The organism is Streptococcus sp. 27098_8_23 (assembly GCF_041432195.1).
Taxonomy (GTDB): domain Bacteria; phylum Bacillota; class Bacilli; order Lactobacillales; family Streptococcaceae; genus Streptococcus.
Genome location: NZ_JAPVZF010000002.1, coordinates 269,786 through 294,287 on the forward strand (window position 1 = coordinate 269,786; position 24,502 = coordinate 294,287).

Annotated in this window: 20 protein-coding genes and 3 tRNA genes; 11 read left to right on the forward strand and 12 right to left on the reverse strand. The window is 35.4% G+C overall.

Features of this window, described 5'->3' with window-relative positions; translation table 11 throughout:
• Nucleotides 1–34: 34 nt before the first annotated feature.
• On the reverse strand, nt 35–1,318 hold the full coding sequence (yfmH, locus tag O3652_RS05210) for an EF-P 5-aminopentanol modification-associated protein YfmH (RefSeq protein WP_125412853.1): 1,284 nt from the start codon (nt 1,316–1,318) through the stop codon (nt 35–37).
• Nucleotides 1,315–2,565 (reverse strand): EF-P 5-aminopentanol modification-associated protein YfmF, encoded by a 1,251-nt coding sequence (gene yfmF / locus O3652_RS05215; RefSeq protein WP_125412857.1) that lies wholly within the window; start codon nt 2,563–2,565, stop codon nt 1,315–1,317. Before yfmF ends, yfmH begins: the two co-directional genes overlap by 4 nt.
• 160 nt (nt 2,566–2,725) lie before the next feature.
• On the opposite strand from yfmF, the gene yaaA reads away from it, so the two are divergent.
• Together yaaA and recF are read left to right on the forward strand one after the other, a co-directional pair.
• On the forward strand, nt 2,726–3,094 hold the full coding sequence (yaaA, locus tag O3652_RS05220) for a S4 domain-containing protein YaaA (protein ID WP_084944235.1): 369 nt from the start codon (nt 2,726–2,728) through the stop codon (nt 3,092–3,094).
• A 2-nt stretch (nt 3,095–3,096) separates the two neighbouring features.
• The gene (recF, locus tag O3652_RS05225; protein WP_000266687.1) at nt 3,097–4,194 is read left to right on the forward strand and encodes a DNA replication/repair protein RecF; all 1,098 of its coding nucleotides are present in this window, start codon (nt 3,097–3,099) and stop codon (nt 4,192–4,194) included.
• Nucleotides 4,195–4,246: 52 nt separating this feature from the next.
• Here recF and guaB read toward each other — a convergent pair whose 3' ends face one another.
• Together guaB and trpS are read right to left on the reverse strand one after the other, a co-directional pair.
• Nucleotides 4,247–5,725 carry an IMP dehydrogenase gene (gene guaB / locus O3652_RS05230; protein ID WP_125412861.1) on the reverse strand — a complete coding sequence of 493 codons (1,479 nt, stop codon included), beginning with the start codon at nt 5,723–5,725 and terminating at the stop codon, nt 4,247–4,249.
• A 162-nt stretch (nt 5,726–5,887) separates the two neighbouring features.
• Nucleotides 5,888–6,913 (reverse strand): tryptophan--tRNA ligase, encoded by a 1,026-nt coding sequence (gene trpS / locus O3652_RS05235; RefSeq protein ID WP_125412865.1) that lies wholly within the window; start codon nt 6,911–6,913, stop codon nt 5,888–5,890.
• A gap of 195 nt (nt 6,914–7,108) precedes the next feature.
• Between trpS and O3652_RS05240 the strand changes: the two genes are divergently transcribed.
• Both O3652_RS05240 and O3652_RS05245 read left to right on the forward strand, forming a co-directional pair.
• Nucleotides 7,109–8,731 carry an ATP-binding cassette domain-containing protein gene (locus tag O3652_RS05240; protein ID WP_000958793.1) on the forward strand — a complete coding sequence of 541 codons (1,623 nt, stop codon included), beginning with the start codon at nt 7,109–7,111 and terminating at the stop codon, nt 8,729–8,731.
• Nucleotides 8,732–8,792: 61 nt separating this feature from the next.
• Nucleotides 8,793–11,345 carry a YfhO family protein gene (locus O3652_RS05245; RefSeq protein ID WP_070569597.1) on the forward strand — a complete coding sequence of 851 codons (2,553 nt, stop codon included), beginning with the start codon at nt 8,793–8,795 and terminating at the stop codon, nt 11,343–11,345.
• Between the two features lie 21 nt (nt 11,346–11,366).
• On the opposite strand, the gene O3652_RS05250 is transcribed toward O3652_RS05245, so the two are convergent.
• Entirely contained in the window at nt 11,367–14,021 is a 2,655-nt protein-coding gene (locus O3652_RS05250; protein ID WP_070569599.1) for a YhgE/Pip domain-containing protein, read from the reverse strand.
• A gap of 128 nt (nt 14,022–14,149) precedes the next feature.
• Between O3652_RS05250 and O3652_RS05255 the strand changes: the two genes are divergently transcribed.
• Nucleotides 14,150–14,692: a TetR/AcrR family transcriptional regulator gene (locus O3652_RS05255; protein WP_070569601.1), complete on the forward strand. Its 543-nt coding sequence runs from the start codon at nt 14,150–14,152 to the stop codon at nt 14,690–14,692.
• A gap of 33 nt (nt 14,693–14,725) precedes the next feature.
• Here the strand turns inward: O3652_RS05255 and O3652_RS05260 are convergent.
• The 7 genes from O3652_RS05260 to rlmH all read right to left on the reverse strand — a co-directional run bounded on the left by O3652_RS05260 (nt 14,726) and on the right by rlmH (nt 17,903).
• Nucleotides 14,726–14,799 (reverse strand) — tRNA-Asn (locus O3652_RS05260).
• 5 nt (nt 14,800–14,804) lie between these two features.
• A tRNA-Glu gene (locus O3652_RS05265) sits at nt 14,805–14,876 on the reverse strand.
• Nucleotides 14,877–14,927: 51 nt separating this feature from the next.
• Nucleotides 14,928–15,680 carry a competence system response regulator transcription factor ComE gene (gene comE / locus O3652_RS05270; protein WP_000866079.1) on the reverse strand — a complete coding sequence of 251 codons (753 nt, stop codon included), beginning with the start codon at nt 15,678–15,680 and terminating at the stop codon, nt 14,928–14,930.
• Nucleotides 15,677–16,996 carry a competence system sensor histidine kinase ComD gene (gene comD / locus O3652_RS05275; protein WP_000054555.1) on the reverse strand — a complete coding sequence of 440 codons (1,320 nt, stop codon included), beginning with the start codon at nt 16,994–16,996 and terminating at the stop codon, nt 15,677–15,679. The genes comE and comD overlap by 4 nt, the downstream gene beginning before the upstream one ends.
• Before the next feature lie 20 nt (nt 16,997–17,016).
• The gene (comC, locus tag O3652_RS05280) at nt 17,017–17,142 is read right to left on the reverse strand and encodes a competence-stimulating peptide ComC (RefSeq protein WP_125413779.1); all 126 of its coding nucleotides are present in this window, start codon (nt 17,140–17,142) and stop codon (nt 17,017–17,019) included.
• Between the two features lie 164 nt (nt 17,143–17,306).
• Nucleotides 17,307–17,380 (reverse strand) — tRNA-Arg (locus O3652_RS05285).
• Between the two features lie 43 nt (nt 17,381–17,423).
• Complete coding sequence (rlmH, locus tag O3652_RS05290) at nt 17,424–17,903, reverse strand: 23S rRNA (pseudouridine(1915)-N(3))-methyltransferase RlmH (protein WP_000694219.1); 480 nt, start codon at nt 17,901–17,903, stop codon at nt 17,424–17,426.
• Nucleotides 17,904–18,088: 185 nt separating this feature from the next.
• Here rlmH and O3652_RS05295 point away from each other — a divergent pair, with 185 nt between their 5' ends.
• The 6 genes from O3652_RS05295 (at nt 18,089) to ychF (ending at nt 24,432) form a co-directional block, all read left to right on the forward strand.
• On the forward strand, nt 18,089–19,282 hold the full coding sequence (locus O3652_RS05295) for a S1C family serine protease (protein WP_125413780.1): 1,194 nt from the start codon (nt 18,089–18,091) through the stop codon (nt 19,280–19,282).
• 57 nt (nt 19,283–19,339) lie between these two features.
• Entirely contained in the window at nt 19,340–20,098 is a 759-nt protein-coding gene (locus O3652_RS05300; RefSeq protein ID WP_125413781.1) for a ParB/RepB/Spo0J family partition protein, read from the forward strand.
• Between the two features lie 218 nt (nt 20,099–20,316).
• A complete protein-coding gene (gene dnaA, locus O3652_RS05305) occupies nt 20,317–21,678 on the forward strand; it encodes a chromosomal replication initiator protein DnaA (protein ID WP_125413782.1) in 1,362 nt (453 codons plus the stop codon).
• Nucleotides 21,679–21,836: 158 nt separating this feature from the next.
• Nucleotides 21,837–22,973: a DNA polymerase III subunit beta gene (gene dnaN, locus O3652_RS05310; protein ID WP_049478004.1), complete on the forward strand. Its 1,137-nt coding sequence runs from the start codon at nt 21,837–21,839 to the stop codon at nt 22,971–22,973.
• Nucleotides 22,974–23,037: 64 nt separating this feature from the next.
• Complete coding sequence (locus O3652_RS05315; RefSeq protein ID WP_000285184.1) at nt 23,038–23,232, forward strand: DUF951 domain-containing protein; 195 nt, start codon at nt 23,038–23,040, stop codon at nt 23,230–23,232.
• A gap of 84 nt (nt 23,233–23,316) precedes the next feature.
• Nucleotides 23,317–24,432, forward strand: a complete 1,116-nt coding sequence (ychF, locus tag O3652_RS05320) for a redox-regulated ATPase YchF (protein WP_001218702.1) — start codon at nt 23,317–23,319, stop codon at nt 24,430–24,432.
• The last annotated feature ends 70 nt before the right edge of the window (nt 24,433–24,502 follow it).

Consider the following 24,502-nt stretch of genomic DNA (forward strand, 5'->3'; position numbering starts at 1 on the left):
CGTACCATTCCTTCTTTCTAGTATTAGTCATCTTTTAAGCTGGAAAGATTGTAAAATCAACTAGATCACCATTATCAATCAAACGATGTCCAGCTTCTAGAACATCCTCCAAAGTAATTTCCTGTAAAATTTTCGGAAAATCAAAAATTGTTTCTCCGCAATCCATCAGATCGTATTGAGTTGCAATAAATTCCAAGGAGTTCATACTACTGAAAAATTCCCCAAACATCTCACTCTTAACAAGATCTAAATGTTCCTCTGTAATATCCGTATCACTACTAAACTGACGAATCGCTTTACGAAATTGATGCGACAGAGAAACGGGCTCTTTGGTATCCATTGTCAATATCACAAAATGAAAGCGACTGTTGACTTCAACCTCAAGTGACAATGACGCGTCTAACTTCCCAGACTCATATAACCTTTGAAAACGATCAGAAGTCCAACCAAACATCATCGTAAATAGTAATTTCAATAAAATATTGTAACGATAAGACTCAGCTTCTGTTATTTGCCCATTACCTCTAATCGCAACAGCAAGTTTGGGTGAAGAAACTTCCATCCGAAGGCTATCTGTTTTCTTCACAGGCTGCAAAAGGAGTTGCTCTTTTGAAACCATAAACTGGTTTGAAACTTCCTTTCCCTTTTTCGAAAAGTATTCCTCAACAACTCTTACATCAATATTTCCAACTAAAAACAGTGACATATTGACAGGTTTGTAAAACTCTGTAAAGTTCTCTTTTAAATTTGAAACTTGAATCTCAGAAATTGATTTTTCACTTCCAACAATGTCTATTGCTAAAGGAGTATCAGGATAAAGGTTGGCTAATGTTGCAAAAAACAAGCGTGAGTCTGGATCATCTTGGTACATTTCTCGTTCTTGCTGGATAATATCCTGTTCCCTCAAAATAGACTCTTCTGTAAAATGAACACCTCTGACTAACTCATCTAGCAAATCTAAATTCTCTAATAGATGGTCAATTGTTGAAAAAAGATAGCTGGTCTTAGTAAAGCTTGTAAAGGCATTACTGTCCGCACCTAATCGAGTAAAAGCAGCCATTATATCCTCCGAATTTTCTCTTTCAAACAATTTATGTTCAAGAAAATGTGCAATTCCTGCTGGATGATGACGTAAACCTTTTCCCAAGCTTGTATAAGTTGCATCTACAGAACCAAATTGAACTGTTACAATCCCATAAACCTCATTGAAATCTTGCTTAGGGAGTAAAGAAACTGTCAACCCATTTGACAATTTTGTTTTGTAGACTGTTTCCTTTACAGCAGGATAGTATTTTTCTTCAAAAGTAACCTTTGTCATTCTACTCCTTCCATAAAGTAAATCGCTTGTAACTTCAAACTATTGGCAGCTTTACATACAGCTTCTTTATCAACACTCTCTAATTTTGCCACCAATCGATCAATGTCAAAGCTTGATTTCCCCAATAGAGCATTCAAATAGACTCTTTCAACTAGGGCCTGTTGATTATCTTGAGCCATCAACAAAGATCGTCGAATCATCTCCTTGGTTTGTTCAAGCTCAAAATCTGTAAAGTTGCCCTTTTTCAAATCTAGCAACTGATGATTCATCAATTTTCTAGCCTGATTTCGATTTTCTCTATCAATACCCGCATACATCCTTAACAGACCACTAAACAAATCCAATTGACTAGAGACTGTATAGGCTATTCCAGCATTTTCACGAACATTTGTAAAAAGTTTCGAATGTGCAAATTCACCCAACAAACCATTCATAACAAGCATGGGCAAATGCTCATCATCACCATATTTTACAGGAGAATGATAGCCTAATTCCAAAATAGATTGCCCAACATTCCTCTGAAACATTCCTTCTCGTAGAACATTCAAATAAGATTGATGGTACTGGATAGTGACGCCGTTCTCTCTAGCTGTAAAGGGTAATGACTTCAGTGATTCTGTAATTTCTACTTCATTAAAATCACCTAAGAAAAAGAAATCAATACGATCATTTTTCAGAGTATTTTGAAAGCACATGTAGCCACTTTTCGGAGACTCATTTAAAATGCTATTTCGTAAATCACTGTATCTCAATTGAAGACGCTCATCATGGAAGAACAAGCTATCCAACTCCTTATGAGCAAAATAAAATGAATCATCCATATCAGTAGCTAGACTAGCCAATAACTGTTTTCTTTCAATTTCAAATAAAGCTGGCTCAAAAGCACCATCTTGAGCTAAGGGAGCAAATAAAGTCTGTCTCACCAATTCCAAAATTCGAGAAGTCAAGACATTCTTTTTGCTTAAAAAATCATCCCTCACATAAGTAAATGTTAAGTCAAGAATATGTGCCTGTCCCCTACGATAAGCACTTGTGGAAATATCTGTTCCATATAAACTTGCCAAGTATCTGCGAAATGCTTGTGATGTGGGATAAGCTTGATTTGCCGTCTCCAACATACTAGCACTTAACATGCGTCCTGCTATTGTCTCAAGAGATAAGGGAGCAGTAAAACGAATAGTGATTTTATTTGTTTTAAACTTTTTGGATTGAACAAAATGTGCTGAAATTCCAGGCACTAATTCCATACCTTACCTCCTTACATATAGAGTTCTATTATACCACGAAAATCAAAATTTTTCTTGTTCTCTTTATAGCTTTAAAGAGTAAAACCGTTTTCATTTCAACTAACTTTCCTTCAGCTATTTCAAGGAAAATATGGTATAATACCAAAGATTGAGGTGAATTATGGAATACAAATTATTTGAAGAATTTATTACGCTCCAAGCCCTCCTAAAAGAACTTGGAATTATACAAAGCGGTGGTGCTATCAAATCCTTTTTAATAGATCATCAAGTTTACTTTAATGGTGAGTTAGAAAGTAGACGTGGGAAAAAAATTCGTGTTGGAGATACGATTGACATTCCTGATTTAAAGATTGACATCACCTTGACACAACCAAGTTTAAAAGAGCAAGAAGAGTATCAAGCAGATAAGATTGAGAAAGAGCGAATTGCTAAACTTGTCAAAGAGATGAATAAAGGTGTCAAGAAAGAAAAACAAAAAACTTCTTCATCACCTAAAACCAAACAAGTTCCACGTTTTCCAGGAAGATAACCATGTGGCTCCAACATTTAACAATTAAAACCTTTCGAAACTACAAAGAGGCAAAAATTGATTTCAATCCAAAATTAAATGTCTTTCTAGGTCAAAATGCACAAGGAAAAACCAATATTCTAGAGGCAATCTATTTCTTAGCCTTGACACGTAGTCATCGGACTCGTACAGATAAAAATCTCATTCATTTTGATAACGAGCAACTCCATCTTTCTGGCTTGCTACAGAAAAAAACAAGCTCTATCCCTCTAGAAATTGATTTAACACCAAAAGGGCGTGTGACTAAGGTCAATCACTTAAAACAAGCGCGCCTATCAGACTACATTGGACATATGAATGTTGTCCTCTTCGCGCCTGAAGATCTCCAGCTAATTAAGGGAGCACCTTCTGTCCGTCGAAAGTTTATAGACATCGAACTGGGACAAATTAAACCAATCTACTTGTCAGACTTGTCAAACTATAACCATATACTCAAGCAGAGAAATACTTACCTAAAATCCAGCCAAAAGATTGATGAAACATTTCTGTCAGTCTTAGATGATCAGTTAATAGATTATGGTTGTCGTGTTATAAAGCATCGGATAAAATTCATTAAAGACTTAGAGAAATTTGGCCAAAAAAAACACTTAGAAATTTCAAATAAATTAGAAGAACTGTCAATATCTTATCAATCATCTGTCAACTTCACTAATGAAGAACAGCTAACAAGTTCCTTTAAAATTGCTTTAGATAAAAGCAGATCCAGAGATTTATTTAAAAAGAATACTGGAGTTGGCCCTCATCGAGATGATATTTCTTTTTATATCAATGGTATGGATGCTAGTTTTGGAAGCCAAGGTCAACATCGTAGCCTTGTTCTTTCTATAAAACTGGCGGAAATTGAGCTAATGGAAAGTATTACCAATGAGTCTCCGATACTACTGCTTGATGATGTTATGAGCGAACTTGACAATACACGGCAACTAAAATTACTAGAAACCATTTCTCAATCTATCCAAACCTTTATTACAACAACAAGTTTAGACCACTTACAAAACTTGCCAGAAAACCTTAGTATTTTCAACATTCAAAATGGTAAAATTTCTGTAAATCAACATTGACAACTTTGTAAACAAAAAGGACTCCTGAAAATCAGGAGTTCTTTTTTACTACTTACATAGAGTAGTTTGGTGCCTCATTAGTGATTTGTACATCATGAGGATGGCTTTCTTTTAGACCAGCTCCAGACATTTCAATAAATTGAGCGTTGTCGTGTAATTCTTTAAGGTTAGCTGCACCACAGTAACCCATACCAGAGCGAATACCACCAATCATTTGGAAGACAATATCAGCTGCTGCTCCTTTATAGGCAACACGACCTTCAATTCCTTCTGGAACAAGTTTGTTTGCTTCATTAACAGAACCTTGGAAGTAACGGTCACTTGAACCTTTCTTCATTGCAGCGATTGATCCCATACCACGGTAAGTCTTAAACTTACGTCCTTGGAAGATTTCCGTTTCACCTGGCGCTTCGTCTGTTCCAGCAAACATTGATCCAAGCATAACTGCATTACCACCTGCAGCAAGGGCTTTTACAATATCTCCAGAATACTTGATTCCACCATCAGCAATAATCGTTTTTCCATATTCGCGCGCAACTGCTGCCGCATCATAAATTGCTGTCACTTGTGGGACACCCACACCTGCAATCACACGAGTAGTACAGATAGAACCTGGTCCAATCCCAACTTTGACAACATCCACACCCGCATCATAAAGAGCACGCGCACCTTCTGCAGTTGCAATATTACCAGCAATCAAAGTGCGATCTGGGAAGTGAGCACGAATTTCAGCAATTTTACGTAGAACCCCAGCAGAGTGACCATGTGCAGTATCAATAACAATTGCGTCAGCCCCTGCTTCAAAGAGAGCCTCTGCACGTTCAAATGTATCTGAAGTGACACCCACCGCACCAGCAACTAGAAGACGACCAAATTCATCTTTGGCAGCATTTGGAAACTCAATAACTTTTTCAATATCCTTAATAGTAATCAAGCCAGAAAGACGACCTTCTTCGTCAACCAATGGAAGTTTTTCAATACGGTGTTCTTGAAGAATATGTTCAGCTGTTGCAAGATCTGTACCCACAGGAGCAGTAACAAGATTTTCACTGGTCATATGGTTTGAGATTGGTTGATTGTAATCTGAAATAAAGCGAAGATCTCGGTTTGTTAGAATACCAACCAATTTACGATTTTCAAGTGTTTCTACAACTGGAACACCACTGATACGGTAACGTCCCATCAGTTCGTCTGCCTCAGCAATGGTATGTTCTGGAGTCAAGAAGAATGGATCAATAATAACACCATTTTCAGAACGTTTTACCTTGCGAACTTCATCCGCCTGTTGCGCAATAGACATATTTTTATGGATTACTCCAAGACCACCCGCACGAGCAATAGCAATAGCCATTTGACTTTCTGTGACTGTATCCATGGCGGCTGTTATAATTGGGATATTTAAAGTCAGATTATCTGCCAATTTTGTTGTTAAATCTGCATCATTAGGCAACACATGACTTTCTGCTGGAATGAGCAATACATCATCAAAGGTAAAACCTTTTTTTAAAAATTTAGTATCCCAATTAGACATTGAAGTTTCCTCTTTTCTTTCTTTTTGAGCTTGACTCTTTTTGTATTGTATCTATCATACCATTCTATGAAAATTTGTCAATTATATTTATGGTAGAAATCATAAAAAAACTATCCCTGTGAACCTATGGAAGAGATAGTTTTACGATTCATATTTTATCCATTATTTAAAATAATTTAGTCCCATTGCTTTCTTAACTTCAGATAAAGTTTGCCCCGCAACCTCACGCGCTTTCTCACTACCTTTTTGAAGCATATTGTACACTTCTCCCATATCCTTAGCAAATTCAATACGGCGCTCACGAATAGGACCAAGTTCGCGTTCTAATATTTCAAGTAGATAACGTTTCGTCTTTACATCACCAAGACCACCACGTTGATAGTTTTCTTTCATCTCTGCAATGTCTTGAGCATCTTCTGGACGACCAAACACATCTAGATAATGGAAAACCATATTTCCTTCAATCTTACCTGGATCCTCCACTCGAATATGATCCGGATCAGTATACATGCTCATGACTTTTTTACGCAACGTATCCGCATCATCTGCTAGATAAATACCATTATTAAGGGATTTAGACATTTTAGCATTTCCATCTAGACCTGGCAAACGCCCTGCTCTCTCATTTTCTGGATAAATACCTTCCGGCTCCACCAAGACCTCACAATTATAAGCATGATTAAAGGAACGAACAATCTCACGAGTTTGCTCAATCATTGGTTTCTGATCTGTCCCAACAGGAACATAATTAGCCTTGAAAGCAGTAATATCTGCTGCTTGCGCAATCGGATAAACCAGAAATCCTGTCGGAATACTTTCTCCAAACCCTTTCTGAGCGATCTCTGTTTTCACTGTAGGATTGCGCTCTAAACGTGCTAGTGACACCAAATTCATATAGTACATAGACAGTTCAGCTAACTCTGGAATCTGACTTTGAATAAAGATGGTTGATTTACTTGGATCTAATCCAACTGCTAGGTAATCTAAGGCAACATTCCCAATCGATTCTACAATCGTTTGAGGATCTTTGGCGTGATCTGTCAATGCTTGTTGGTCCGCCAAAAAAACAAACATCTCATACTTGTCTTCTTCCTGCAGTAATACTCTATTTTTAAGACTCCCAACATAATGTCCAATATGCAGTTTTCCTGTCGGGCGATCTCCTGTTAAAATAATGGGTTTCGTCATTTTTTTCTCCTTCGAAATGGTCTCTTCAATTATAGCATTTTTTTGTTAAAATAACAGAAAATTATTTAAATCAAACAACTAACTCATTGTAAATAAACCTGTAAACTTAATTGACATAAAATTGACAAACAAAAATTTGAATATTTCTCTCTTTTCTAGTAGAATAAATGTATTACATATTATAGGAGAAAAACATTGCTTACAGTATCTGATGTTTCACTACGTTTTAGTGATCGCAAACTTTTTGATGATGTCAATATCAAATTTACAGAAGGAAATACATACGGATTGATTGGTGCTAATGGTGCTGGGAAGTCTACATTCTTAAAAATCTTAGCTGGTGATATCGAGCCAACAACTGGTCACATCTCTCTTGGTCCAGATGAACGTCTCTCTGTTCTCCGTCAAAATCATTTTGACTATGAAGATGAGCGAGTTATTGATGTTGTCATTATGGGAAATGAAAAACTTTACAACATCATGAAAGAAAAAGATGCCATTTACATGAAGGAAGATTTTTCCGATGAAGATGGTGTTCGTGCAGCTGAACTTGAAGGTGAATTTGCTGAACTTGGAGGTTGGGAAGCAGAAAGTGAAGCATCCCAATTACTTCAAAATCTAAACATTCCAGAAGAATTGCACTATCAAAACATGAGCGAATTGGCCAATGGTGAAAAAGTTAAGGTTCTCCTTGCTAAAGCACTTTTTGGTAAACCAGATGTTCTTCTCTTGGACGAGCCGACCAACGGGTTGGACATCCAATCTATTACTTGGCTAGAAGACTTCTTGATTGACTTTGATAACACCGTTATCGTAGTATCCCACGACCGTCACTTCTTAAACAAAGTATGTACACACATGGCCGACCTTGACTTTGGAAAAATCAAACTCTATGTCGGAAACTATGACTTCTGGAAGGAATCTTCTGAACTCGCTGCTAAATTGCTAGCAGACCGTAATGCCAAGGCAGAAGAAAAAATTAAGCAATTGCAAGAATTCGTTGCTCGCTTCTCTGCCAACGCTTCTAAGTCAAGACAAGCAACGTCTCGTAAAAAAATGCTTGACAAGATTGAATTAGAAGAGATTGTTCCTTCTAGTCGTAAATACCCATTTATCAACTTTAAAGCAGAACGTGAGATTGGTAATGATCTCTTGACAGTAGAAAATCTAACTGTAAAGATTGATGGCGAAACTATCCTAGACAATATTAGTTTCATCTTGCGTCCAGGTGATAAGACAGCTCTTATTGGACAAAATGACATCCAAACGACTGCATTAATTCGTGCAATTATGGGTGACATCGACTATGAAGGAACTGTCAAGTGGGGAGTTACTACTAGCCGTTCTTACTTGCCAAAAGACAACTCGGCTGATTTTGCAGGAGGAGAGTCAATCCTTGACTGGTTGCGTCAATTTGCAAGTAAAGAAGAAGATGACAATACCTTCCTACGTGGTTTCCTCGGTCGTATGCTCTTTTCTGGAGATGAGGTTAACAAACCTGTAAACGTCTTGTCAGGGGGAGAAAAAGTACGTGTCATGCTTTCAAAACTCATGCTCTTGAAATCAAATGTCCTTGTACTTGATGATCCAACAAATCACTTGGACTTGGAATCTATCTCAAGCTTGAACGATGGATTGAAAAACTTTAAAGAATCAATCATCTTTGCCAGTCATGACCACGAGTTTATCCAAACTTTGGCAAACCATATCATTGTTTTGTCTAAGAATGGCGTCATTGATCGTATTGATGAAACCTACGATGAATTCCTAGAAAATGCAGAAGTACAAGCAAAAGTTAAAGAACTTTGGAAAGATTAAATTAGACTTCAAAACTCAGTTGGGGTAACCAACTGAGTTTTCTATCATTCTACGAGGTAACATGAAATCATTTTTTAAAACATATTGGACCTATTTTGTTTCTTTCATCATTCCTTTAGTAATTATGACTGGAGTATACCTAACTCAAGGTATCTACTGGAATAGCGATGCATCTCCACTATTAGGAGACGGTTTCCATCAATACGTTATTTTTGATGTGGCTTTACGAAATATTTTACATGGAAATGGTAGTTTGTTTTACACCTTTACAAGTGGCCTCGGACTGAATTTCTATGCTCTATCTAGTTATTACTTGGGTAGTTTTCTCTCACCTCTGGTTTACTTTTTTAATCTGTCGAATATGCCAGATGCTGTCTATCTGACCACTCTCTTAAAATTTGGATTGATTGGTCTGTCAACCTTCTTTAGTTTGACTAGATTATTTAAAGATATCCCAAAATTTTTAAAACTTGCCTTATCTACTTCCTATGCTCTAATGAGCTTTACCGTTAGTCAGTTAGAGATAAAAACCTGGTTAGATGTTTTTATCTTGATTCCTTTAATTATAACTGGTTTATACCTACTTATAACACAAAAGAAGCGCCTACTATACTTTACAAGTTTGTCAATCTTATTTATTCAAAATTATTATTTTGGGTATATGACAGTATTGTTTCTTATTTTCTGGTATCTCTGCCAAATTTCTTGGGACTTTAAAACTCGAAAATCATCTTTTCTTGATTTTGTTGTTACCTCCTTTTTAGCTGGAATGGCTAGTTTGATTATGACTCTTCCTACACTGTTTGATTTACAAACTCATGGAGAGAAGTTGACTGCCATCACAAAATTAAAGACAGATAGTAGCTGGTATTTGGATATTTTTGCAAAACAATTCATTGGATCTTTTGATACAACTAAATATGGATCTATACCAATGATTTTTGTTGGATTGCTTCCTTTTATTTTGACCATTCTATTTTTCACAATAAAATCCATAAAGTTTCACGTGAAACTTACCTATGCAATTTTCTTTACTTTTTTAATAACAAGCTTTTACATAGAAGCACTTGATTTATTTTGGCAGGGGATGCATACCCCAAATATGTTTTTGCATCGCTATGCTTGGATTTTTTCCACTCTGTTAATTTATACTGCAGCAGAAGTATTAAATCGTCTGAAAGAACTGAAGCTATGGAATCTATTTGTCTCACTTTTTCTTGTACTAACAGGATTTTTGGCTACTGTCTATTTTAAATCACACTATTCTTTTTTAACTGATTTGAATATCCTGCTCACTCTTGAATTTCTACTAGTTTATGCTCTTTTACTTCTTGCAGTCATTAGAAAATTTATCTCTATAAATCTATTTGCAATTCTTTTGTCTTTATTTATAACAGTTGAGATAAGCTTAAATGCTTCATCTCAAATGGAAGGAATAGCTAAAGAATGGGCCTTTGCTTCTCGTAGCGCCTATAATAGAGATATCACCGCTATGGAATCCATTCTAAACCAAATTGACAATCCATTTACACGTACTGAAAAACTGCAAATTCAGACTGGAAATGACAGTATGAAATTTAACTACAATGGAATCTCTCAATTTTCGTCTGTACGAAATCGCTCAGCTAGCACTAGTTTGGATAAACTGGGATTCAAATCCTCTGGAACCAACCTCAATCTCCGTTATGTAAATAACAGTCTTTTAGCAGACAGTTTATTTGGAATCCAGTACAATATTTCTGAAACTTCACTTGATAAGTATGGCTTTCAAGAGATTTATCAAAAGGATCATTTAACCTTATATAAAAATCAACTCTCTTTACCCATTGCCTTTGCCACTCAATCTATTTACACAGATGTAAACTTTAACAATCACACTCTAGATAATCAGGCTTTATTTATAAACCAGCTTGCTAATCTCAACTTAGATTACTTCTCCCAAATAGCATATGATAAAACAGATAATTCAGATGGTTTAACGAGCATCACAGGTTCTGCGAATGAAGATGCAAAGATTGATTATCAAATTGAGGTTCCTCAAAATAGTCAAGTCTATCTCTCTTTTTCAAATCTTCATTTTACGAATGATAAACAAAAGAAAGTTGACATCATTGTCAACGGTGAAAAAAAGACTTTTACAACTGACAATGCATTTAATTTCTTTAATTTAGGTTATACTGAAGAACAAAAAACTTTCAATATCAGTATTAGTTTTCCTGGAAATTCTCAAGTATCATTTGAATCACCGACCTTCTATCGTTTAGATACTCAGGCTCTTACTGAAGCAATCCAAAAAATTAAAGAACAACCTGTAGAAGTATCCACCTCTAAAAATAAAGTCTTTGCTACATATGAAGTAAAACAAGATACCTCTATTTTCTTCACTATTCCTTATGACAAAGGTTGGTCTGCATACCAAGATGGGAAAAAACTTGAAATCAAGCAGGCTCAGACTGGTTTTATGAAAGTTGATGTTCCAAAAGGAAAAGGCACCATTACACTTTCCTTTATCCCCAATGGTTTTGTTATTGGAGCAGCCTGCTCACTAACTGCCCTTCTTCTTTTTGGGATCTATAATCACAGACGAAATTTATCTAAGACAGAAAAAGATTGACCAAGGAATTGGTCAATCTTTTTAATCTTCTTCCATTTTCTTAGGTTGATAAGCTAGCATACCTAAAGCAGTAAAGAAAGCTAGTGTTATAATAAGGAAAATCACTTGGTGATGAATATTTCCTGTCATAGAGATTGTTTGTCGTAAGCCTGATACAGAATAACTCATTGGTAACCAAGGATTGACACCTTTGAAGAAATCATTTGTCAAAGCAAGGGGATAGGTCCCTGCACTTGATGCTAACTGTAATAAAAGTAAAATAAGAGAGAAGAAAGCTCCAATACGGCTATTCCAAGTTGTTAAAGCTGTCACCATAGACATGAAAGCTAAACTTGTGATTATAATTAGAATCAAGGTCCTCATCTCATGGTTCGCAGTCAATCCAATAAGATGGACACCTCCATAAACTAAAACACCTGCTAAGACAGCTATAATCCCATTTATTTCAGAGCGAGACTTCAACCAAGCCCAACGACTCTCTGGATGACGTCCAGAAGGCAACTTAGCAAAAATCATATTGGTAGATATAGCAGCAACAAAAAGAGCAACTGATATCATATAAGGAGCCATAGCAATCCCATTTACAGGGACTTGGTCATTGTCTGTTTTTGAGAGAACTAGAGGTTCAGATAATGTTTCTGCATTTTTAGATTCTGTCGAAGCTGATTTAAGTTGATTATTAGCATTGCCTAATCCTTGTCCTAATGAATCAACTCCTGTCTGTAAATTTTCAAGACTAGAGGTTAAGGTTGTTCCACCATCTGCTAGTTTTCCAGCACCATCTGCAATCTTCATAGCGCCACTTCCTAGTTGAGATGCTGCAGAAAGTAACTGTGTTGATTTATCTGTTAATTGACCAGAGCCAAATTGTAATGTAGTAAGACCTGCTATCAGCTCTGGGCTCTTATTGTTCAATTGAGCAGAACCAGATGACAAACTTTCTATACCTGATACTAATTCTGGAGCTTTTCCAGCTAACGCATCTACTCCAGCTGTCAAGGTTGATGTATTTTCTGTCAACTTACTTAATCCAGAAACTAATTTATCTAGACTAGTTGTTAAACTTGTATTCTTTTCACTTAGTTGATTAGCACCAATAGAAATAGTATCCAGTCCTTTAGTATAGTTTACAACACCTTTTTCAATTGACTGACTTCCAGGAACTAACTGATTATTTACAGAAGTTTGTAATGTTGTAAATCCATTTGACAATGTTGTCAAGGAGCTAGATGCTGCAGGTAAGAGTTGATTTGCTTTCGTCTGCACATCAGATAGATTAGATACTTGTTGTTCTGAATTCTCTATACTTTCTTTTAATCCTCCTACTGTCATTAAAATTGTTTTTGCCGACTCAATAGTAGAATTAGAATTTTTAGAAATAGCTTCTGTCAGTTCTTTCTTTTGTTCCTCTGTAAGAGATTGATAAGTAGCTGTTGATTGAAGGTTTGCAAGAGTTTTCTCTTGTTCTGTCTGACTTTTGGTCACAATATCCTGAGCAAGAGTTGTTAGATTTGGCAAAGCTTCTGACAATGTACTTTTCAGTTGAGTATTATCTGATATTGTAAGAGCTTGTAGTGTTTTATTTAGTTCTCCTAAGCTTGTTGCCAATTGCGCTATTTCTTCATTTTGTTGAGATGAGGACTCTAATTGGCTTGAAATTTCTTTAATACCAGTATTTAATTGCTCCATTCCATCTCTTAGTGTATCTGATTGATTGGATAATTGACTTGTTCCGTTAGAAAGTTCTTTCACACTATTTGTATAAGCATTTACACCAACTGAAAATTGATTGAGACCTGTATCCAGTTGTGAAACGCCACCTGTATAAGACTTTATACCTGTATTTAGCTGATTTACACCTGTCACCAACTCAGGAGTTTTTGAAGCTAATTGACCAAGTCCAGTGTCAACTTGTGAGACAGCATTTGTATAACTTTGTAAACCACTATTAAAAGTTCCTAAACCAATATGTAATTGCTCTATAGCAGACACATAGCTAGATAAGCCTTTTGTAAATTGATCCGCTCCATTTGAAAAAGTTACACTTGAGTTAGCTAGAGTATTAAGATTTGTTGTCAATGTTTGACTTCCCGTCACCAACTGATCGGCTCCATTAGCTAATTGTTCACTTCCTTCAGCTGCCTTATTTATTCCAGACTTCAAATCATTCATTTTTTGAAATAAAGCCTTAGTGTACGTTTCAGTAACATTAGTAGAGACGGTTTGTTTTAATTGTGTCATTGCAGAATCACTCATCTTACTTGCAATAAAGCTATGCCCACTTGACGTCTGATAATCAATCTGCATCTGTTCAGGATGATTCGTTAGGATAGAAGTAGCTTTTTCAGATAGATCACTTGGTAAAGTCACTACCATGTAGTAGTCACCATCTTCTAGTCCTTTTTCCCCTTCCTCTTCATTAACAAAGTGAAAATCTAAAGCCTTATTTTCTTTTAAATTAGACACCATGTCATCACCAATTGTCATTGTCTGTCCATTATAAGAAGCTTCCTTATCTTTATTGACAACTGCCACAGGTAACTCCGATACTTGACCATATGGATCCCACATGGACGATAAAAATATAATGTTGTATAAAGCTGGAATGAGAGAAATCCCTATCATTACAATGATAAAGGTCGGTTTTTTAAATATTGCTTTCCATTCTTTAAACATGTTTCCTCCTTTTTTACACATATTGTCTAAATTTTTGATATAATAGATTATACATTAAAAAATCTAAATTACAAGATAAAAAATACTTTTTTAGACATATAGTCTATTTTTGTGTACGAGGAGAAATTATGAAAGAAAGTAACAAACGTTTAAAAACAAAACGAATTATCGAAAATGCCATGGTTCAATTATTGATGGACCAGCCCTTTGATCAAATTTCTACTGTCAAGTTAGCAGAAAAAGCCGGAATTAGTCGTTCCAGCTTTTACACTCACTACAAGGATAAGTATGATATGATTGAACTCTACCAAAGTAAGCTATTTCATACCTTTGAGTATATTTTCCAAAAACATGCTCATCACAAAAGAGATGCTATTTTAGAAGTATTTGAATATTTAGAGTCTGAGCCACTCTTGGCTGCACTCTTATCTGAAAATGGGACAAAAGAAATCCAGAATTTCTTGAGAAATAAGCTTCACATTATGCTTAGCACCGACCTTCAGAAACGCTTTATGAAACTACAACTCACTCCAATTGAATTAGAATACAGTAGTATTTATCTAACAAATGCCCTATTTGGTGTTTGCCAGACTTGGATTGCTCGTGGAAAAAAAGAAAGTCCGCAAGAAATGACAGACTTCCTTATGAAAATGTTAGGTGATGTCAACTAAAAAAAGAACACCAATGGTGTTCTTTTTATCTGACTCCGCCAGTAGGACTCGAACCTACGACATCATGATTAACAGTCATGCGCTACTACCAACTGAGCTATGGCGGATAAAATAGTCCGTACGGGATTCGAACCCGTGTTACCGCCGTGAAAAGGCGGTGTCTTAACCCCTTGACCAACGGACCATCTATCTGTAGCAGATATAACCATTATATCAATTTCTTACTAATTGTCAATCACTTTTTAGATTTTTTCTCTAGAATATCTTTTAGTTTGCGGACTTTTAAACGAGTAATTGGACAACGATGATCTTCATAAAAGACAACTTCTAAATTCTTTCGATCAATTTCTCTCACATTTCCCACATTGACAAGGAAAGATTTATGGGAGCAATAAAATCGCTGGGTATGTTTGTCCTTTTCCTGAATATCTGTCATAGTTCCATAGAATTCTTTTGCAAAATTCTTACCAATAATCCGAAGTTTATGAGAAACTCCTGTAGTTTCGATATACAAAATGTCATGGTAAGGAATTTTCAAATCATTTCCTTTATAGTTGTAATCAAAATAGTCTACAACATCTTCGTTTTCAAGCAGCATGCTCTTAGTGTAAAAAATACTCTGCTCGATGCGTTTTTTGAACAATTCATCATTAATATCTTTATCAACAAAATCTAGGGCTGATACCTGGTATTTGTACGTTAAGGTAGCAAATTCAGATCGACTAGTAATAAAGACAATAATAGCATAAGGATTGTGATGACGGATAAATTGAGCCACTTCAAAGCCTTTTTTCTCGATTCCATGAATATCGATATCTAGGAAATAAAGCTGGTTTACTTCATCATTTTCGATATATTCCTTAAACTCACGAACTTTTCCTGTTGTCTTATATGAAATAGGAATATTCGATTCTTCTGAGATTTCATTCAATATTCTCTCTAGTCTCACTTGATGTTCAATAACATCTTCTAAAATTAATACTTTCATTCGAATTCCCTCTTAAATCTAATAATTTGTCTAAATGTGTTGTCTTCCATCTCTGTTTCTAAAATAATGTTGTCATACTTATCTAAAATCTCCTTGACATTATTAAGTCCTAGACCTCTATTTCTTCCCTTGGTAGAGAAACCTAAGGCAAATAAATCCTCTGAAGGCGTCATAGTGATTTTGCATGAATTCTGGATAACTATAACTGTTTCAAAATCCATTTTAATGACTGCAACTTCCATTTGTTTCAAATAACTATCTGCAGCACCTTCAACAGCATTGTTTAATAAAATGCTCATGATACGAACAAGATCAAGTAAATCTATTGACAGTCTAGTAATGATATCCTTTACTTCCAATGTAAACTCTACATCATTTTTTCGTGCATAGACAATCGATTGAGCAATTAAACTTCGTAAAGCAGAATCTTCTATATTATTTAAATCAAAGTAAGTATATTTTTCTGACCTCAATTTCTGATTTGCTTTTACTAAGACTTCATTGTAAACCCTGTTAATTTCTTGTAAATCTCCACTGTCAATCGCCATTTGCATGCTAACAAGCATCCCTGCATAGTCATGACGAAAACCTCGAATTTCATTATACAACTCCACAATTTCATCAGTATAAGTCTGTAAATGCTTTTGTTCAAATTTCTTTTGTTTTAGAGCAATCTCTTTTTCAATTTGAACCTTGTGAGAATTCATTGCAAAGAAAATCAATAACAAGCAAATAAAAACAATGGTTGATAAAATACTTCCGAAGCTATTTAAATGATGAGTTGTACTTACTATATCTGAAATAAACAATAAAATATGCAAACCAAAGAAAGCAACTATTACTTTTTTTAAAAAAGGGTACAGATAATCTTTATCAAAATAAGTAAGTTCTAAATGGAAATAAGTAATAATTTTTTTAATAATAAAATATGTTAGTAATAGTACTCCTAAATAAAACATCACTTCATGTTCTATCACAAAAGCATCACCTGTTATAGAGGATAGGGTTACTGATAAAAAAGTATGTGTACTATGATATAATAAAGACAATAGTAAACTGATAAACATTCCTTTATGCTTATCATACTTCTTTAAAACTACTATAGAAGTATATAGAATAAAAGGAAATATAAACTTTTCAATCCCTAACCCAGCTAATGAAATAAAGTCAAAGAAAAATTCAGCTACAGACTGATATACAAATATACAAGCTATAAATAAATATCTTTCTTTTTTAGTTACTTTACAAATTAATTCATAGCTTATTGTTAAAATAAAAATATGAAGAATAACTATTCCAAATCCTAATAAACTCATCCTATCACCCTATAATATTACTACTTTGTCCTATTTGAAAAAAGATGTTTAAAAAAGTAAGGTAGTCTTTTATCTCCACCTCGAATCTCCTGCAATTCTGTCTCTGTTACTTCTTTAAATTGTTCCAACTTTTCTGTATTTTTCATAATGAAATCTCCTGTATTATTTTTTCTTGTAAGTTAACTTACACATCTATTATACAAAATGAAGAACATGTAAGAAAAAATTCTTCCCAACTGTACATTTTTGCACCTGAAACGCACTTTTTTAAGAAAAAAGCTGGGATTTACCCCAGCTTTGCATCTAAAATTGATCCCAGCAGGATTCGAACCTGCGACCGTTCGCTTAGAAGGCGAATGCTCTATCCAGCTGAGCTATGAGACCTAACATGACCATTCTATCAAAAAACAAGAGCTAAGTCAATCTTCTATTTGTGGTAAGGAGAACCTTGCTGAATTGTAAAAGCACGGTAAATTTGTTCAACTAAAACCAATCTCATTAATTGATGTGGTAATGTCAGACGTCCAAAACTGACAGAAAGATTGGCCCTATTTTTTACAACAGGAGCTAGACCCAAACTTCCTCCAATGATAAAAGTAAGCGTTGAGTATCCTTTGATAGAAGCTTGCTCTAGTTGCTTACTAAATTCCTCTGAGGAGAGTGTTTTTCCTTCAATGGCTAATACAACGACAAAGTCCCTTTCTCCAACCTTAGAAAGAATTCTTTCACCTTCTGTTTCCAAGATTTTTTGATTTTCTAATTCACTGGCTTTGTCAGGTGTCTTCTCATCAGTGAGCTCAATCATTTCTAATTTGGCGAAACGTGAAATTCGTTTGGTATATTCAGCAATTCCATCTTTAAGGTATTTTTCTTTTAATTTTCCTACTGTTACAATTTTTATTTTCATTCTTCTATTCTATCATATCCACACTTCATTTCACATCTTATACACAAAAAAATCATTCAAAATTACAAGTGAATTCACAGAATAAAGCGAGTTATCCACAACTTGTGTAAAACTTTAAGCTTTTAAGTTTGGATTAAGTTAATAGGTTTATAATCTGAGTAAATAAATAACAAACGGAGGCGTTTATGAAACACTTACAAAAATTTTACAAAAAGGTAGTTAAAGTTCTTGTAATCATTCTAATCGGATTTTTAAGTGGTGCCTTAGGAAGTTTCGTAACATTACAACTTTATCAAAAACAAGGAAATCAAGCTACAAATAATAATTCTGGCACTGTCACTCAAACATCCTATAAGAATGAAAATTCAACCACTCAAGCAGTAAATAAAGTTAAGGATGCTGTTGTCTCAATCATTACTTATTCTTCTAGCAGTAGACAAAGCAGTGTATTTAATGGTGATGAAACTAATTCTGATTCAGACAATCAACAAATCGCGAGTGAGGGATCAGGTGTTATCTATAAAAAAGATGATAAAGATGCCTATCTTGTAACTAATACTCACGTTATCAATGGAGCTTCAAAAGTTGATATTCGCTTGGCAGATGGTACCAAGGTTCCTGGTGAAATTGTCGGATCTGATACTTTCTCTGATATTGCTGTCGTTAAAATTTCTTCAGAAAAAGTTACAACAGTGGCAGAATTTGGAGATTCAAGTCAACTTAGTGTTGGAGAAACAGCGATTGCTATCGGTAGTCCTTTAGGTTCAGAATATGCTAATACAGTTACACAGGGGATTATTTCAAGTCTTAATCGAAATGTTTCTCTAAAATCTGAAGATGGTCAAGCTATTTCAACAAAAGCCATTCAAACAGATACAGCCATTAACCCTGGTAACTCTGGTGGTCCACTTGTAAATATTCAAGGACAAGTAATTGGTATTACATCAAGTAAAATTGCAAGTAATGGTGGAACATCTGTAGAAGGTCTTGGTTTTGCAATTCCTTCAAACGATGCACAAAATATCATTAAACAGCTTGAAAGTAATGGTAAAGTGACTCGTCCAGCTCTTGGAATTCAAATGGTCAATCTGTCAAATGTTGGAGCTAGTGATCTTAGAAAACTTAACATTCCAAGTGGCCTCACTTCAGGTGTAATTGTTCGATCTGTTCAAAACAATATGCCAGCAAATGGACACCTTCAAAAATACGATGTCATTACCAAAGTTGACGACAAAGAGATTGCCTCATCAACAGACCTACAACATGCTCTTTACAATCATGCTATTGGAGATACTATCAAAGTAACCTACTACCGTAACGGTAAGGAGGAAACAACCTCAATTAAACTAGATAAGAATTCTAGTGATTTAGAGTCTTAATTGACATCAGTGTAAAGAAAACTTTACAGAAAGTAAAAGATATGTTAGTGTAGAATCATGGAAAAATTTGAAATGATTTCTATCTCTGAAATACAAAAGAATCCTTACCAACCTCGAAAAGAATTTGATACAGAAAAACTAAAGGAATTAGCTCAGTCAATCAAAGAAAATGGGCTCATCCAGCCAATCATTGTTCGTCAATCTCCTGTAATTGGTTATGAAATCCTTGCAGGAGAGAGACGATATCGGGCTTCTCTCTTGGCTGGTCTGACCTCTATTCCAGCCGTTGTAAAGCACCTCTCAGATCAGGAAATGATGATCCAGTCAATCATTGAGAATTTGCAGAGAGAAAATTTAAATCCTGTTGAAGAAGCACGCGCCTATGAATCTTTAGTAGAAAAAGGATTTACTCACACTGAAATAGCAGATAAAATGGGGAAATCTCGTCCTTATATCACTAATTTTATTCGTTTACTTTCCCTACCAGAATATATCTTAACTGAAGTAGAAAATGGAAAAATTTCTCAAGCGCATGCACGTTCACTAGTTGGTTTAGACAAAGAGCAGCAAGACTATTTCTTCCAACTAATCAAAAATGAAGATATTTCTGTGAGAAAGTTAGAAGCACTTCTTACAGAGAAAAAACACAAGAAGCAGAAAAAAAGTGATTCTTTCATCAAAGATGAAGAAGATAAATTAAAAAAAATACTCGGTTTAAGTGTAGAAATTAAACTTTCAAAAAAAGATACTGGAAAGATTATTATCTCCTTTTCAAGTCAAGAAGAATACGATAGAATTATTAACAGCCTGAAATAAGGCTGTTCTTTTATTTTCTCAACCCACAAATTTATCCACTAATTTTTTTTATCAAAAAGCCTACTAAATCAAGGATTCTTCTATTTATCCCCAACCTGTGGATAAATACTGCTAACATTGTGGATTCTTTTCCCCAATCTGTGGAAAAATCCTACTATCTATGGTAAAATAAGTCTAGCACTAAACTACTAAAATCATAGTAAAGGAGGAAAAAATAGTTGAAAGAAAAGCAATTTTGGAATCGTATTTTAGAATTTGCTCAAGAAAGATTGACTCGATCTATGTATGATTTCTATGCTACACCTGCTGAACTCATCAAAGTAGAAGAAAACACAGCTACTATATTTCTACCGAGATCAGAGATGGAAATGGTGTGGGAAAAGCAATTAAAAGATATTATCATTGCTGCTGGTTTTGAAATTTATGATTCTGAAATCAAACCTCACTATATTTTCACTAAACCTCAGAGTACAGAATCTCCTCAAGTAAATGATACGAATAGTGTCTCTACTTACGATTACACATCTGTACTACCAACGATTCCCTATTCTGAAACAGGATTAAAAGAAAAATATACCTTTGATAACTTTATTCAAGGTGATGGGAATGTTTGGGCGGTATCTGCTGCACTAGCTGTATCTGAAGATTTAGCTCTGACCTATAATCCTCTTTTCATCTATGGAGGACCTGGTCTTGGAAAGACTCACTTGCTCAATGCGATTGGAAATGAGATTTTGAAAAATATTCCTGATGCGCGTGTCAAGTACATTCCTGCCGAAAGCTTTATCAATGACTTTCTTGAACACTTGCGACTTGGGGAAATGGAAAAGTTCAAAAAAACTTACCGTAGCCTTGATCTCTTATTGATCGATGATATCCAATCTCTCAGTGGCAAAAAAGTCGCGACCCAGGAAGAATTTTTCAATACCTTCAATGCTCTTCATGATAAGCAGAAACAGATTGTCCTAACCAGTGATCGAAGTCCTAAACACCTAGAAGGACTTGAAGAGAGACTTGTCACACGCTTTAGCTGGGGATTGACGCAAAATATCACTCCTCCTGACTTTGAGACACGTATCGCCATTCTTCAAAGTAAAACAGAGCACTTGGATTACCATTTCCAAAGTGATACTCTGGAATACTTGGCTGGCCAATTTGATTCAAATGTTCGAGAATTGGAAGGAGCAATCAACGATATCACCTTAATTGCCAGAGTGAAGAAGATTAAGGATATTACTATTGATATTGCTGCGGAAGCTATTAGAGCACGTAAGCAAGACGCCCGCCAGATACTTGTTATTCCAATTGAGAAAATCCAAACTGAAGTTGGTAATTTTTATGGAGTGAGTGTCAAAGAAATGAAGGGGACGAGACGAGTTCAAAACATCGTTTTAGCGCGTCAAGTTGCTATGTATCTAGCTAGAGAACTGACAGATAACAGTCTTCCGAAAATCGGAAAAGAATTTGGTGGAAAGGATCACACCACCGTGATTCATGCCCATGCTAAAATCAAATCATTGATTGACGAAGACGATAATTTACGTTTAGAAATAGAAGCAATCAAAAAGAAAATTAAGTAGCTTGTGGATAAGTTTTCCTTTCTTATCTTTTTTATCCACATTTTTTAAACAAGCTTAGAAGCTTAAGTTTACTAAATAGCACTTAGTTTTCCACAGAATTCACAAACTCTATTATTACTATTAACTTTCTAATACTAAAAATAAATAAAGGAGAATCCATGATTCATTTTTCAATCAATAAAAATTTATTTCTACAAGCCTTAAATACTACAAAACGAGCAATAAGCTCTAAAAACGCTATTCCAATTTTATCAACAATCAAAATTGACGTTACAAATGAAGGAATTACTTTAATTGGATCAAACGGTCAAATTTCTATTGAAAATTTCATTTCTCAAAAGAATGAAGATGCTGGTCTCTTGATCACTTCTTTGGGTTCGATTCTTCTTGAAGCTTCTTTCTTTATCAATGTTGTATCCAGTCTTCCAGATGTAACGCTAGATTTCAAAGAGATTGAACAAAAACAAATTGTCTTAACCAGTGGCAAATCAGAAATTACTCTAAAAGGAAAAGATAGCGAACAATACCCACGAATCCAAGAAATTTCAGCTAGCACACCTTTGGTTCTTGAAACCAAACTACTCAAGAAAATTATCAATGAAACAGCATTTGCTGCAAGTACGCAAGAAAGTCGTCCAATTTTGACTGGTGTCCATTTTGTTTTGAGCCAACACAAGGAACTAAAAACAGTTGCGACAGACTCACACCGCCTTAGCCAGAAGAAATTGACTCTTGAAAAAAATGGTGATGATTTCGATGTAGTAATTCCTAGTCGCTCTCTACGTGAATTTTCAGCTGTATTTACGGATGATATTGAAACAGTGGAGATTTTCTTTGCCAATAATCAAATCCTCTTTAGAAGCGAAAATATTAGTTTCTATACTCGTCTCCTAGAAGGTAATTATCCTGATACAGATCGCTTGATTCCAACAGACTTTAACACTACAATTACTTTTGATGTGGTTAATTTGCGTCAATCTATGGAGCGTGCACGTCTCTTATCAAGTGCGACTCAAAACGGTACTGTGAAGCTTGAAATTAAAGGTGGGGTTGTTAGCGCCCATGTTCACTCTCCAGAAGTTGGTAAAGTAAACGAAGAAATCGATACAGAGCAGGTGACCGGGGATGATTTAACTATTAGTTTTAACCCAACTTACTTGATTGATTCCCTCAAGGCTTTAAATAGCGAAAAGGTGACTATTAGCTTTATCTCATCAGTTCGTCCATTTACTCTTGTGCCAGCAGATACTGACGAAGATTTCATGCAGCTTATCACACCAGTTCGAACAAATTAAGTGAAAGAGGTTGAGCCTGGCTCGCCTCTTTTATGATATAATCAAAAAAGAAAAGGAGAGTAGTATGTATCAAGTTGGAAATTTTGTTGAGATGAAAAAACCACATGCTTGTACAATTAAATCAACAGGTAAAAAGGCCAATCGTTGGGAAATTACACGTGTAGGGGCAGATATCAAAATAAAGTGTAGCAATTGTGACCACCTTGTCATGATGAGTCGCTATGATTTTGAACGAAAAATGAATAAGATTATTGACTAAGAACCCTTAGTTAGAGGGTTAGCAAGTTTTCCCTTTTTGTGTTATAATGTTAGGGATTGAAATGAGAACGGAGAATGAGAAACTATGGCTTTAACAGCAGGTATCGTTGGTTTGCCAAACGTTGGTAAATCAACCCTTTTTAATGCAATTACAAAAGCAGGAGCAGAGGCGGCAAACTACCCATTTGCGACTATTGATCCAAACGTTGGGATGGTGGAAGTTCCAGATGAACGCCTACAAAAACTAACAGAAATGATTACACCTAAAAAGACAGTCCCAACAACCTTTGAATTTACAGATATTGCAGGGATTGTAAAAGGAGCATCAAAAGGAGAAGGTCTAGGTAATAAATTCTTGGCCAATATCCGTGAAGTAGACGCGATTGTTCACGTAGTTCGTGCTTTTGATGATGAAAATGTGATGCGCGAGCAAGGACGTGAAGACGCCTTTGTGGATCCACTTGCAGATATTGATACCATTAACCTAGAGTTGATTCTTGCTGACTTAGAATCAGTTAATAAACGCTATGCGCGTGTAGAAAAGATGGCACGTACGCAAAAAGATAAAGAATCAGTAGCAGAGTTTAACGTTCTTCAAAAAATCAAACCAGTTCTTGAAGATGGAAAATCAGCACGTACTATTGAATTTACAGATGAAGAGCAAAAAGTAGTCAAAGGTCTCTTCCTTTTAACCACTAAACCAGTTCTTTATGTTGCTAATGTGGATGAGGATGTAGTTTCAGATCCAGATTCTATCGAATATGTGAAGCAAATTCGTGAATTCGCAGCGACAGAAAATGCTGAGGTAGTAGTTATTTCCGCGCGTGCTGAGGAAGAAATTTCTGAGTTAGACGATGAGGATAAGCAAGAGTTTCTTGAAGCACTTGGGTTGACAGAATCAGGCGTTGACAAGTTGACTCGTGCAGCATATCACTTGCTTGGGCTTGGAACTTACTTCACAGCTGGTGAAAAAGAAGTCCGTGCTTGGACCTTTAAGCGAGGGATGAAAGCTCCTCAAGCAGCTGGTATTATCCACTCAGACTTTGAAAAAGGTTTTATTCGTGCAGTCACCATGTCATATGAGGATCTAGTGAAATATGGATCTGAAAAGGCTGTAAAAGAAGCTGGGCGCTTGCGTGAAGAAGGAAAAGAATATATCGTTCAAGATGGCGATATCATGGAATTCCGCTTTAACGTTTAATAACATTTAATAAATAGTGTTAATTAGGTTGGAAAAAAATTCCAACCCTTTTGGCTTTTGAAAGGAAAAT

Bases quoted from the DNA above. Each gene is read 5' to 3' on its own strand.
- O3652_RS05255 (WP_070569601.1), top strand. From the start codon at position 14,150: ATGAAAGAAAGTAACAAACGTTTAAAAACAAAACGAATTATCGAAAAT.
- comE (WP_000866079.1), bottom strand. From the start codon at position 15,680: ATGAAAGTATTAATTTTAGAAGATGTTATTGAACATCAAGTGAGACTA.
- trpS (WP_125412865.1), bottom strand. From the start codon at position 6,913: ATGACGAAACCCATTATTTTAACAGGAGATCGCCCGACAGGAAAACTG.
- ychF (WP_001218702.1), top strand. From the start codon at position 23,317: ATGGCTTTAACAGCAGGTATCGTTGGTTTGCCAAACGTTGGTAAATCA.
- comD (WP_000054555.1), bottom strand. From the start codon at position 16,996: ATGAGTTTATTAGGATTTGGAATAGTTATTCTTCATATTTTTATTTTA.
- O3652_RS05315 (WP_000285184.1), top strand. From the start codon at position 23,038: ATGTATCAAGTTGGAAATTTTGTTGAGATGAAAAAACCACATGCTTGT.
- recF (WP_000266687.1), top strand. From the start codon at position 3,097: ATGTGGCTCCAACATTTAACAATTAAAACCTTTCGAAACTACAAAGAG.
- comC (WP_125413779.1), bottom strand. From the start codon at position 17,142: ATGAAAAATACAGAAAAGTTGGAACAATTTAAAGAAGTAACAGAGACA.
- O3652_RS05295 (WP_125413780.1), top strand. From the start codon at position 18,089: ATGAAACACTTACAAAAATTTTACAAAAAGGTAGTTAAAGTTCTTGTA.
- yfmF (WP_125412857.1), bottom strand. From the start codon at position 2,565: ATGGAATTAGTGCCTGGAATTTCAGCACATTTTGTTCAATCCAAAAAG.
- dnaN (WP_049478004.1), top strand. From the start codon at position 21,837: ATGATTCATTTTTCAATCAATAAAAATTTATTTCTACAAGCCTTAAAT.
- rlmH (WP_000694219.1), bottom strand. From the start codon at position 17,903: ATGAAAATAAAAATTGTAACAGTAGGAAAATTAAAAGAAAAATACCTT.
- guaB (WP_125412861.1), bottom strand. From the start codon at position 5,725: ATGTCTAATTGGGATACTAAATTTTTAAAAAAAGGTTTTACCTTTGAT.
- O3652_RS05245 (WP_070569597.1), top strand. From the start codon at position 8,793: ATGAAATCATTTTTTAAAACATATTGGACCTATTTTGTTTCTTTCATC.
- yfmH (WP_125412853.1), bottom strand. From the start codon at position 1,318: ATGACAAAGGTTACTTTTGAAGAAAAATACTATCCTGCTGTAAAGGAA.
- yaaA (WP_084944235.1), top strand. From the start codon at position 2,726: ATGGAATACAAATTATTTGAAGAATTTATTACGCTCCAAGCCCTCCTA.
- O3652_RS05300 (WP_125413781.1), top strand. From the start codon at position 19,340: ATGGAAAAATTTGAAATGATTTCTATCTCTGAAATACAAAAGAATCCT.
- O3652_RS05250 (WP_070569599.1), bottom strand. From the start codon at position 14,021: ATGTTTAAAGAATGGAAAGCAATATTTAAAAAACCGACCTTTATCATT.